Origin of the sequence: Methanococcus voltae (assembly GCF_017875395.1) — an archaeon.
In the GTDB taxonomy this organism is placed as follows: Archaea; AGJL01; Methanococci; order Methanococcales; family Methanococcaceae; genus Methanococcus; species Methanococcus voltae_C.
The window spans coordinates 90,641-102,577 of sequence record NZ_JAGGMO010000005.1; the positions used below are offsets into that span (position 1 = coordinate 90,641).

The window sequence follows — 11,937 nt, forward strand, 5'->3', positions numbered from 1 at the left end:
ATTATTTTATATTATATTTTTTATATTATATTTTTTTATTTTTTATTTAACCATTCAGCGACTTCTTTTGCCCAGTAAGTAATTATAAATTCTGCCCCTGCTCTTTTAATACTTAAAAGTGTTTCAAATACTGTTTTTTCCCTGTCTAACCAGCCTTTTTCAGCGGCTGCTTCAATCATTGAATATTCACCACTTACACAGTATCCGCCAACTGGTATATTGTAATTATCTCTTGCCAATCTTATAATATCCAAGTAGGGTAAAGCAGGTTTTACGAGCAATAAATCCGCTCCTTCTTCAATATCAAGTTCTATTTCCCTAAGAGCCTCTCTTGAATTGGCAATATCCATTTGATACGCTTTTCTATCTCCAAATTGTGGTGCACTATCTGCAGCATCCCTAAATGGTCCGTAAAATGCTGAAGCATATTTTGCTGAATAGCTCATAATTGAAACATTTTTGTAGTTGTTTTCTTCGAGTGCCTTACGAATTTCGTACACTCTACCATCCATCATATCCGATGGAGCTACGATATCCACACCTGCTTTGGCATAGGAAAGTGCTATTTTAGCCAATATAGGGAGTGTCTCATCATTTAAAACTTCCCCATCTTTAGATATAATACCACAATGTCCGTGACTAGTGTATTCGCACATACAAACGTCAGCAATTATAATTAAATCATCGTTTAATTTTTCTTTTACTTGTCTAATAACTTTTTGAACTCCGCCGTTATCGTCATATCCTGATGAAGCTATTTCGTCTTTTTCTTTTGGAATGCCAAACAAAATAACTGCTGGAACGCCTAAATTGGCTATTTCTTCACACTCTTTTACTGCAGCATCAATTCCAAATCGGTATTGATTAGGCATGGAGGATATAGGTTTTTTTTCATCGTAGTTTAAAGTTTCATCGATAAAAACGGGCATTATTAAATCATTTACTTTTAAATCAGTTTCTCGTACCAAATCCCTAATTTTTTGAGTTTTTCTTAATCTTCTTGGTCTAATTATCATAAAATCACTTTAAATTATTTTTTTATTCTTTAAATTATTCATTATTAATTTAAATTCGTTTATAGGATTATCTTATTTCTTTATTTTTATTTTATCTTTACTTATAGTTTATATATTTTCATAATATTGATATATAAATATAACAATTTATATAACAATTTATATACTAGTCAACGCAATTAATTAGTTTTTACCTAGGATTTTATATATATTTAACATTATAAACATAATATAATTAGTTATTATATAAGTTATATAAACTAAACAATTAAACAGAACTTTGAGGTTAATTATGAAAATGAATTCTGTTGAAAATAACGATAGAGAAGTAGTTATACGATTTATGCGTGCAGTTGACCAAAATTCCGTTATTTCATTGATAACTGCTATCGATAAGGAAATGAACAATGGCGTAGATAGGTTTAAATTACTCATTTCATCACCGGGCGGGGATGTTACGGCGGGTTTAAGTGCATATAATTATTTAAAAGGCATACCAGCTTATGTAACAACCCATAACTTTGGAAGTGTCGATTCAATCGGTATCGTTATATTTTGCGCAGGTCGGGAAAGATACGCATCACCACAATCCAGGTTTTTAATACACGATGTCAGGTCAGTTTTCAGCAGTACGTCTAATTTAGGGGAAAAAGATATCGAAGAACGTTTAAAATCCCTAAAAGTTGACATGGAAAATATTTCAAAGGTTATATCCACAAATAGTAACCTAGAAGCCTCACAAATTCAAGAATTTATGCTTGAAAGAACTACCCTTAATCCGGACGAAGCCGTTAATATGGGATTAATAACAGAAATACGTTCTGAATTATATTCTAAAAGAAGTAAAATAATTTCCATACATTAATTATTAATTTATATTAATTTATATTAATTTATATTAAGTATATTACTTATACATTGATTTAACATCATATCCATTAATTTACATTTATTTACATTCATATCCATAAAATCATATTTTTTAATCATGAATTTCTATTTTATAATAAGATTACAATATTGTAATTCAAAATCTATAAATATAATAAAAAGTTTAATATCATTAAACAATTAACAGTTATAGGCAGTTTATGTTTGAGATAATTTAAATTTAAGATAATTTAAAATTTAAAATTAGAGTTTATATATTCTAATATTAAAGTAAAGCAAATTAAAATTTATAAAATTTACAATGAGGAAAAGTATGTTTGAATTTATTACTTCGATTTTTGATACTATATGGAATGCGTTTATTGGGGCAATGAATGTCGTATTTTTGCCTTTAGTAAATAGTATGGACCCAGCACTATTTATTTTAGCAACTGCATTCATAGTATCTTTTATAATTAACTTAGCAACTAAATTTTTGGTTAATCAGGACAGAATGGCTGAAATAAAAGAAGAAATGCAAGCTTTCCAGAAAAAAGCAAAAGCTGCAGGAAGAGACCCTGAAAGAATGCAGGAATTACAAAAGGAACAGATGGAAATGATGGGAACTCAGATGGAAATGATGAAAATGAGTTTCAAACCTATGATATATACCTGGGTTCCAATTATTGCGATATTTGCATATTTAAGATATGTATTCGATGTAAATGGTGTTTACCATTTGGCAAACCCTGCATGGAACGGTGCAATTGTTGAATTACCATTGATTATTTCAAAAATCTTATTTATTGACATCTGGCACTGGGTTGGTGGAATATTCTACAAAGGCGGTTTTGAAATAATTTCAGGAACTGTTTTGGGCTGGTTAGGCTGGTACATACTTTGTTCAATGGGTACATCAATGTTATTAAGAAAACTTATGGGAATTAAATAATTAACTTAACTTAACTTAATCTCTTTTTTAAATTTTTATATTATTTTAAAATAGTTTAACATATTTTTATATTATTTTAATGTTCAAATCAAATAAAAACAAATATATTAGATGAACTAATAACTTATTAAAATAGTGTAAAATAATATAAAAATTAATTACTGGTGAATGTATGGTCAATATTAAACCCTACAAAGTTATTTCAGAACTTAAAGAACAGTACGGATTGTCAGATGTTGAAAAAATATTACTCGGTACTGACGGAAGCATTACGAACTTATTAGAAATCATTTTTGAAGGTAAGGTTGTTGTAAAAACAGTTTATCAAGAAATAATCGATAATGTTAATCATAGGGCTGTTGCCCTCTATGTTAATGAAGTCCCTTTGATATACGCCACATCAAAAACCCCATTAATCAATATTGAGGACTATTACATAAGAGAAAGCGTTAAAAGAGACCTCCTTTCTGCAGACATACCAATCGGTAAAATTCTAAAAATTCATAACTTGGAAACCCGTAGGGAAATCGAAAAGATTAGTGTTTCAGAAATACCTGAAGATGCCAAAAGTTTATTAAATCCGATTAGGGAAGAATTACCTCAAAGAAAATATTATATAATTCATAATAGTAAGCCAATTATGGAAATTGACGAATATTTCAATATTGAAGATCATTTAAAAAATTAAAATAAAATAATAAAATAAAATAAAATAATAAAATAAAATAATAAAATAAAAATTAATTACTCTATTTTTAAAATTTTTAAGATATGACTTAAATCTTTTTCATCAATGCAGTAGTCTGCGATATCTTTTAAAACAGGTTTTGCACAAAATGCGATTCCTAAACCTGCGATATTAAACATACTGACGTCATTTGCACCATCGCCAACTACTACAGTATCTTTTAAATCTATGTTTTCTTTTTCCGCTATTTTTGCTAATATTTCCCCTTTAGCTAACCTACTTGAAACGTTTTTTATAACTTCTCCAGTAAGTACTCCATCTTTATAAACTAATTCATTAGCAAAATGATAATCTAAATCTAATAAATCCTTTACTCGTGCTGTTGCAAATGTAAAACCGCCACTTACAACACCTGTTATATATCCGTGTTCCTTTAATTTAGAAAGTGTTTCTTTTGCCCCATTCATTAATTGTATACTTTCTAAAAACTCTAAAATTTGTGTTTCGGATAATCCTTTTAACAATTGTACTCTTTTTTCTAGAGCTTGTTCAAATTCTAATTTTCCATCCATTGCATCCTTTGTTATTTGCTCAACTTCTTTTTCGACGTTATTAAGTCTTCCTAATTCGTCGATTACTTCGCAATCTACCAATGTACTATCTAAATCAAATAAAATTATTTTTCTTTTACTACAGGGTTGTTTAATTTGTTCATTCTGGTTAAGTTGTTCTTGTTTGTTATCATTCATTAAATTCACCAAAGTTAATAAGTTAAGTTAAATTAATAATTTAATATTAATAATTTACTACTTTACTAATTGTATTCTTATTATATATCGATTAGAGGATTTAATTATTTAAATTTTATCTAAATATTTATATAGTTTTCAAAGATATGTTAATTAATGTTAAAAAATTAAAAATTAAAAATTAAAAATTAAAAGATTAAAAATATTTGTGATATTATGAATAAATTAAGTAATGAAAATAACATACCTAAAATGTCTAAAGAGTTTGACATTAAAAATTATTTATTGATTTCCTCAAAACAAGACCCTGCAAGTCAAAACTTAAAGGAAGAAATGCAAAAAAAAGGTTATGAAGTTTTTGAAATTGATAATAGAACTACAAGAACAAATAAAAGTTCCTACCCTCATGCAGACTGTTATATCTTTTTATCCAAACACGCTAGTGCTACAGGTAAACCAACTCTTACAGTCCATACGCAAGGTAATCTTACAGAAGATAACTCCCATGGCGGAAATCCTGAAGAGATACCGCACTGTATGCCCGAATTAAACACTATACTTTTACAAAAGATAAATGAATACAATACCAAATGTATCGACGAAAAAACCGGCGAAGAAATAGAATTTGAAGTTAGCTTTGAAGTATTACATCACGGTCCTACCGATTTAGATGCGCCGTGTGTATTCGTAGAAATAGGTAGTACTGAGGAACAATGGCAAATGAAAGACCCTGCAGTTATTGTTGCTAATGCACTTGATAACACATTGAATATGTTATTAAAAAACGAACATAAACCATTAAAAAGAGCGGTAGGACTTGGAGGGGGTCACTACAGTCCAAAATTTACAAAATTAGCCCTAAATGATGAATATTATATGGGTTTCTTGGTTCCCAAATATGCTAAATTATCAAAGAATATGTTTATGCAACTTTTGACTAAACAGCCTGTAGATATTGTTTTAATTGATTGGAAAGGTCTATATGGCGAAGACAAAAGAAGATATATACAATGGCTCGAAGAATTAGGTATTGAATGGTTAAGAATTTAATAAAAAGATATAAAATAGTAATTTTTTTATTATTTTATTATTTTATTTTATTATTTTATTATTTTATTAGTTTATTTTATTATATTATATCTTTATTTTAATTTAATAACCCCTAATATGGTTATATATTTTTCTAAAATTATTTCTTAACCGATATAATAAAATTCTACGATTTCTAGGATTTTTTATAACAATTGCCAAAGATAAACCCATTGTAAAGCTTATGACGGTTAAAATTATGTATAAAACTACGGAATTAGGTGATATAACCTCAATTTTCTTCGTAATTTCATACTCTTTTATCTCAGGAATTTTATTTACCTTAAAAGTCACTTCCTGATTTCCTAAGGTAATATCTTTATATTTAGGATCGTTTAGAGAACTAATAACGCCGTCAAATGATTTTTCTACAAAATTCCATTCGTAGTATTGAACATAAAACTCATCATCCTGTGTTTTAGAGCTTGGATAGTATTTAACATCCCACTTTACATCAAATGGTTTTTTTGATGACGAAGTAATCAACATGGTTAAATTTCTTTTTTCTTTTGCAGGTATTATAATTTTGTTACAGGATGTGCCAGTAGTGCTATTTTCAATTACTTTATAGCCGTTAGGATTTTTAAACGTGGCATAAGCACTAACGTCAGCACTTAACGGGTTATAAAGTTTAAAGTTTGCGAGATACGTTACATTATTTGTATAATTTTGTTGAGCGGAATTATTTAAATCTACCCCTAATTGCTCAAAAGTGTAATTCAATACATTATATTCTTTTAAAATTAAATGACCGCTTACTGAATCGGTTGCATCTAATTTATCAGTTACTGTACAGGATACTGAATATTGACCGTAATCATACTTATGAGAAGGTTCATCCATTGTAGAGTCGTCACCATCTCCAAATTTCCAGTCTAATTCCAAATCTTCAGTATCATCATCCGGGTCTAACATTAATGGAAGGAAGGATATATAATTATTATCTGAAACTGCATAGCCTATCGAGATAGATGGGGGCATATTTTCGTCTTTTTCCAAAATATTAATTGTGATATCTTTTATATCCACATCTATTTTTGTATCATTATTTTCGACACTGAAATTTCCCAAAATTAATGGAGAACTAGTATTCTTATTATGTGAAGGAGTTATTCTGAATTCTAAGACTGTATAATCTTCCTCTTCAATTCCTTTTGATAATGTTAGGTTATATTTTAAATAACTCTCGTTTATTTCTAATTTTGAGTAATTTACTTTATCATATACTGTTGAAAATTGAGATATTCTAAATTCGTCTGCCGAAAATTTGTCTTCGTCTACAAATATATAACCTGAAAATTTTGTTAAGTTATTGTCTTTCATATTAAATGCTTTTAGCCTAAATTTCTCATATTTACAGAATTTCAAATCTGTTGAAGAGACGGCTGTCGAAGAACCTGCGGGAACTATGGCAAAGTATGGATTATTGTCTACTATTGTAGAACTATCGTAAGAAACCTTTTTATCATAAACATTCCTATCTCCAACGCTAACATTGTACAATATGGTATTTTTGGGATCATCCACTAAATTATTTAATTTTAAAGGTATTTTTATAATTTCATTGAATGTATAACCTTTATCATAATTTTCATCTAAAACATCTTTTAAGGATATAACAAATGAATTTTTTGACGTGTCAATCATATAGTAATTATATTGAGAATTAGCAACTTTTATATCGTAATTACCAATTAATTCGACATTATTATTGTTATCTCCGTTAAAATTAAAATTACCCGTTATATTTTTTAAATTTGGGTCAGATGCGTCAATACCATATATTTTTAAAACTGCTTCATTATCAACGTTAGGTTTTGGCGTTTTAAGAATTAATTCAGCTTTCATACCTCCCGAAACTATTATATTAGCGGAATTAGTAACCGGGGTTACTGAAACACCGTTATTATCTGAAAATTCATAGCTTCTAGGTATTATAGTAGTATTTCCACCTTTTAAAACCTTAAATGACAAGGTTGCAATCTTATAATAACCTTCTGGGGCAGTACTGGGGTTAAACCATAACATCGTTATTAAAGACGACGAAAGATCCGTACGCTTACTTGATGCACTATCAGAAATTGAACCAAGTTCTATGTTTGTTAATTCCAACATACTAGTGTCATAATTAAATTTAGACTGTATAGCAGATACTTTTGGAGTATTTCCCCATAATACAATATTAAAAGAATCGCCTACAGCTACAGTCTTACTATTTGGCTCTAAAGACATAGTATAATCCGTATTAGGAGTTGTAGCTATGCAATTATTTGGAATAATAAATAACAATATCATTAAACAAATTGAAAATTTTATCTTATTTTTAATATTCATTTTATTTACCCCCAATTCGTGAGAATAAACCAAAAGCTACTCCAGAAATTAAACCTATTACTATTGCCAAAACTACTAATTTAACATCAAAAACTGTTTCAGTATCTAAATTTACACTTATTTTAGGCTCTATTTGTGAAACATTTATTTCTTTAACATGGATTACAGGTTGTCCCTGATTTACCCGAATATTTAAGTTTGAAGGGTCAGACCCGCCCATATTTGCAGTGTCATCGTCGGTTTTTTCAGTTGTTTTTGTTTCTCCGGTGTAATTAGACTCTTTTTTAATATCTAACTTTAAATCATAGTAAGTTATTGAAGGATACCTTCCTGAAATTTCTAATTTTTCAATATCCTTATAATAAGGGTTATTTCCATTGTAGGATTGCCCATAATTTGACGTTATATCGCCACCCATGGTTAATTCAGTTTCTCCTTTTTTTATTGGAGTATAGGTGATAGTACCCATAATAAAGTCTTTAGTCACTAAATCTTCAAAAGATATTGATAAATCTAGCTTTCCATCTTTCATCTCGTAGCGTTTAAGTTTGGTATCTTTAAAATCCTCACTCCAATTAAAACTCACGGGCTTCAAATATTCGGTCGAATAATTCATTAATAGGTCTACGCCCTTACAGCCCCCGTCCTTATCATCAGAACGTTCAGAATATCCAAAATTGTTAGGAATATTTTCGATAACCACATCAAGAACAATATTATTGCCGTCATACTCTAATTCATCACGATATTTTGTCTTATCGTGTTCAATGAGCTTTACTCTAAGATTATTTTTTTCATCGTCGTCTGAAGCATACGATGTATTACAAATAGCTAAAAAAAATATTAACAATACACATAATATGGATAAATATCGATATTTACTAGTGACATCTTTATTTTTAATATTCAATTTCATAATAAACCATCCGAAAGTTAAAAAAAATAATTATAAACTAATTATAAAAATAATTCATGTATTAAAGGGTTATTTGAGTTTATTGACCAATTATTTATTGAAAAAACTTGTTTAAAGGGGTTAATTTATATTTTAATTTATATTTTATTTTAAATTTTAATTTATATTTGAATATACTACTTTAAATTAAAATTTATAACGTATTAAACCCATTTATTTAAAAATACTTAATATCATATCAATTATTGAATCAAAAAATCCTTTATCGTTTTTTTCTTCCCCATTAATTATCATTTGACTTTTTAAATATTCTTTAGGTGTTGAATCACCTTTACTGTTTGAATATTCGTATTTTAAGAGGGAATAGTAATCTCCAGGGGATGTAGCTTTAACTGTTACAGTATACAAGTTCGCTTTATCGTCGATTGTTCCGTCGAAAACAACGAAAGAATTAATTATTATATTGTCATTTGTCTTTAATTTATAGAATTGTTCGGTTGCCAATTCTTTTAAATGGTCATTTCCTTTAACGGAAACTATTTCTAAACTACCAGGTAGCTCTAAACTTGTTTCTAAGCCTGCTAAATCTTCAATATTTTGAGTATATTTAACGGTTATGTCAAAGGTTTGCCCGACGCTTATGTTGTTTAAGTCAGCATTAGGAATTAATTCTACGTTAAAATCACTTGCCTGAGTATTATCCGAAGTAACTTCAGGATTTGCCATTGCAAATGAAGTTCCGACACCCAACAATAAAATTAAGCCCAAAATAAAGCTTATTTTTACTTTTAGATCTTTCATGTTAATACCTCCCATTTTCTATACCATTTTAATTTATTATATATGATTTGATAAGATAATAATTAAAAAATATGTAAAGTTAAGTTTAATGATTATAAAGTAATCTATAATAATTTATGATTATTATTGTATATTATAATATAAATAACTTTACCACAGATAAAATAAAGTAGAATAGTAAAACATAAAATAATAGGAGAATGATATAAAAATAATATAAAAAAATAATGCAATAATGGCGTAATAATAATATAAAAATAAAATTATATTCGAAAAAAATAAATTAAAAGGATATTAATGTATTTTATTAATTTAAGTAAGCCTATACTTACCAAATTTAGGCGAAAATACTTCTGCATTCTTTGCTAATTTTTCCAATAAATCTTCAACTTCAATTTCTTTTATATGGAATTCTTCTGCTCTATCTATAATCTCGTCCTTGTTAGCAAGTTTATTTTCACTTATTGCAGATAATTCTCTTATTATGTCCATAATCATGTTCATTTTATCCATTTTGGACTTTGGAATCTTACCCATGCCTTTATCTATGTCAAAAGTGCCTGTTTCAGGGTCAAAAGCGACTTGTCTTAAACATTCTTCGATTATATCAATTGCAACTTTCGTGTCTTTTTCGTTTACCTTATCAGATAATCTTGCTTTTGCGTGCATTTCCGATATCCTAACGACTGCTTCAAGCTGTCTTGCAGTTATAGGTATTGGATTATTACCTTCGCCGTGTTTACGCATATCTACGTAGAAATCCTTAATCATTTTCATAGAATTTTTGTTTAAACTTGGAGTTTTTAAAAGCTTTGAATCAGTTTCTCGTAAGTACAAGTTCTTATTGTCTTCTATATAAGCGCACGTCCTAGCAAATATGATATAATTCTTTAAGAGTTCGTCATCCACGGTTATTCCGCCGACATTTAAATCTGCTAGCACATCGTATTGTTTTGTAGCACTCTCATAGTGTGTACTTAAAATGTGGTCTGCAATCTCTGCATCCCTCTTTCTATCGGGATTATCTTTTAAAGGGAATATTAAATCAAATCTGCTCAATAAAGGTTGAGGCATATTTAATTGCTCCACTACGCCTAAATTTCTATCGAATCTACCGTATTTTGGGTTACAAGCTGCTAAAACTGCACATTTTGCAGGCAATTTAACATTTATACCCCCTTTATTAATGTGTATTGTTTGACTCTCCATGGCTTCCAATATAAACTTCATAACGTTTTTATCAACTGTTAATTCATCTATACAAGCCGTACCCTGGTTAGCTTTAACGAAAACCCCTGGCTTAACTACCCAACCGTCACCAATTTCCGTAGCTTCCCTTACAACGTTTGCAGTTAAACCACCACCGGTTGCGGTAGTAACTGAAGCATAACCGTTTTGTGGGAACAATCTTGCTATTCTCCTTAACATTGTAGATTTACCAATACCTGGATCGGTAATTAATAAAATGTGGCTGTCATTCCTTAATTCTGAACCATCAGGTAAGTATTTAATACAACCTTTAACTTGTTGCAATAAAATTGCCTTTTTTACTAAATCGTGCCCCTTAATTTGAGGTATTAAGAATTGAGACAGTATATCAATGATATTTTTATTTTTTCCGAGTTCCTTAAGTAATTCTACTTTTTCCCCATCTCTTAAAAGATCCTTAACCTCTATTTTCTGGAAGTTTTCACTTACGTTTATTGAATTACTTCGTGTATAAATCTCATAAACAGGCATATTGGGACGGGATTGTTTTTTCATCACTGTTCCGACCACGTCAACCCTTCCAGAATAAATCCCGTTTGAATTTTCCAAGAAAGTCCTTATACTTCTTGGCGGGTCATCAGGATTTTTCATTAAATCGATTGGTTGTTGAATCTCCAATTCTTGAATATTTGCATAGGTTGAATTATCTTGGTCGAGCTTCATTTCAGTCCCGCAATTCTGATTCCTACAGTACATTTTTAAGGGCATAAAATAGTCCCTAACGGTTTTATACTGGATATTTCCACAACTTGGGCATACAAAGCAAGCCTTTTTTAAAAGTGCGCATACTTTAGCTGCTTTTATGATATTCCCTTCAAATTTAACTAAATTATTAATTTCGGAGGATGTAACTTCATCTATTTTCCTATCGCAACCTACGGGATTTTTGAATGCTATTTGTATTTTTTCGAGTTCTTTCTCTAAATTTCTTGATTCATTTGTAGAAAAAAGTTCTAAATATGCTTCTTTGAAAATTTGGAATATTGTATCTTCCGATAATTTTGGATTTTCGTATATGTGGTCTGTGATATCACAGGCTTCGATATTTTCGTGCATAAACTTTTTTATATCAAATTCAAAAACGTTGTCTCGAACCGTATTTATTGCTAATTCGTCTTTTATAAATTTTTTAATCTTAGAACCGTACGTATTTACGAAGTATTCTTCATCAAAGTCTAATTCAATATTATACATGTTATTATCACTGCAATGAGATGTTTTTAAATTAAAATAAGATAATTAATTGAATTTTA

The 11,937-nt window shown here is 29.0% G+C and carries 10 protein-coding genes; 4 read left to right on the forward strand and 6 right to left on the reverse strand.

The window, feature by feature from the left end:
* Nucleotides 1-35: 35 nt before the first annotated feature.
* Entirely contained in the window at nt 36-1,016 is a 981-nt protein-coding gene (hemB, locus tag J2127_RS06330) for a porphobilinogen synthase (protein WP_209732727.1), read from the reverse strand.
* 292 nt (nt 1,017-1,308) lie between these two features.
* On the opposite strand from hemB, the gene J2127_RS06335 reads away from it, so the two are divergent.
* The 3 genes from J2127_RS06335 (at nt 1,309) to J2127_RS06345 (ending at nt 3,526) form a co-directional block, all read left to right on the forward strand.
* Nucleotides 1,309-1,881, forward strand: a complete 573-nt coding sequence (locus tag J2127_RS06335; RefSeq protein ID WP_209732728.1) for an ATP-dependent Clp protease proteolytic subunit — start codon at nt 1,309-1,311, stop codon at nt 1,879-1,881.
* A 360-nt stretch (nt 1,882-2,241) separates the two neighbouring features.
* A complete protein-coding gene (locus J2127_RS06340) occupies nt 2,242-2,838 on the forward strand; it encodes a DUF106 domain-containing protein (protein ID WP_209732792.1) in 597 nt (198 codons plus the stop codon).
* Nucleotides 2,839-3,010: 172 nt separating this feature from the next.
* Nucleotides 3,011-3,526 carry a chorismate--pyruvate lyase family protein gene (locus J2127_RS06345; protein ID WP_209732729.1) on the forward strand — a complete coding sequence of 172 codons (516 nt, stop codon included), beginning with the start codon at nt 3,011-3,013 and terminating at the stop codon, nt 3,524-3,526.
* Nucleotides 3,527-3,582: 56 nt separating this feature from the next.
* On the opposite strand, the gene serB is transcribed toward J2127_RS06345, so the two are convergent.
* The gene (gene serB / locus J2127_RS06350; RefSeq protein ID WP_209732730.1) at nt 3,583-4,275 is read right to left on the reverse strand and encodes a phosphoserine phosphatase SerB; all 693 of its coding nucleotides are present in this window, start codon (nt 4,273-4,275) and stop codon (nt 3,583-3,585) included.
* 252 nt (nt 4,276-4,527) lie between these two features.
* Between serB and J2127_RS06355 the strand changes: the two genes are divergently transcribed.
* On the forward strand, nt 4,528-5,325 hold the full coding sequence (locus J2127_RS06355; protein WP_209732793.1) for a D-aminoacyl-tRNA deacylase: 798 nt from the start codon (nt 4,528-4,530) through the stop codon (nt 5,323-5,325).
* Between the two features lie 102 nt (nt 5,326-5,427).
* Here J2127_RS06355 and J2127_RS06360 read toward each other — a convergent pair whose 3' ends face one another.
* From J2127_RS06360 to J2127_RS06375, 4 genes are all read right to left on the reverse strand, one after another.
* Entirely contained in the window at nt 5,428-7,698 is a 2,271-nt protein-coding gene (locus J2127_RS06360) for a cohesin domain-containing protein (RefSeq protein ID WP_209732731.1), read from the reverse strand.
* A 1-nt stretch (nt 7,699) separates the two neighbouring features.
* Nucleotides 7,700-8,614: a hypothetical protein gene (locus tag J2127_RS06365; protein WP_209732732.1), complete on the reverse strand. Its 915-nt coding sequence runs from the start codon at nt 8,612-8,614 to the stop codon at nt 7,700-7,702.
* A 213-nt stretch (nt 8,615-8,827) separates the two neighbouring features.
* Nucleotides 8,828-9,415 carry a hypothetical protein gene (locus tag J2127_RS06370; RefSeq protein ID WP_209732733.1) on the reverse strand — a complete coding sequence of 196 codons (588 nt, stop codon included), beginning with the start codon at nt 9,413-9,415 and terminating at the stop codon, nt 8,828-8,830.
* 312 nt (nt 9,416-9,727) lie between these two features.
* Complete coding sequence (locus tag J2127_RS06375; RefSeq protein WP_209732734.1) at nt 9,728-11,878, reverse strand: ATP-binding protein; 2,151 nt, start codon at nt 11,876-11,878, stop codon at nt 9,728-9,730.
* Nucleotides 11,879-11,937: the final 59 nt, after the last annotated feature.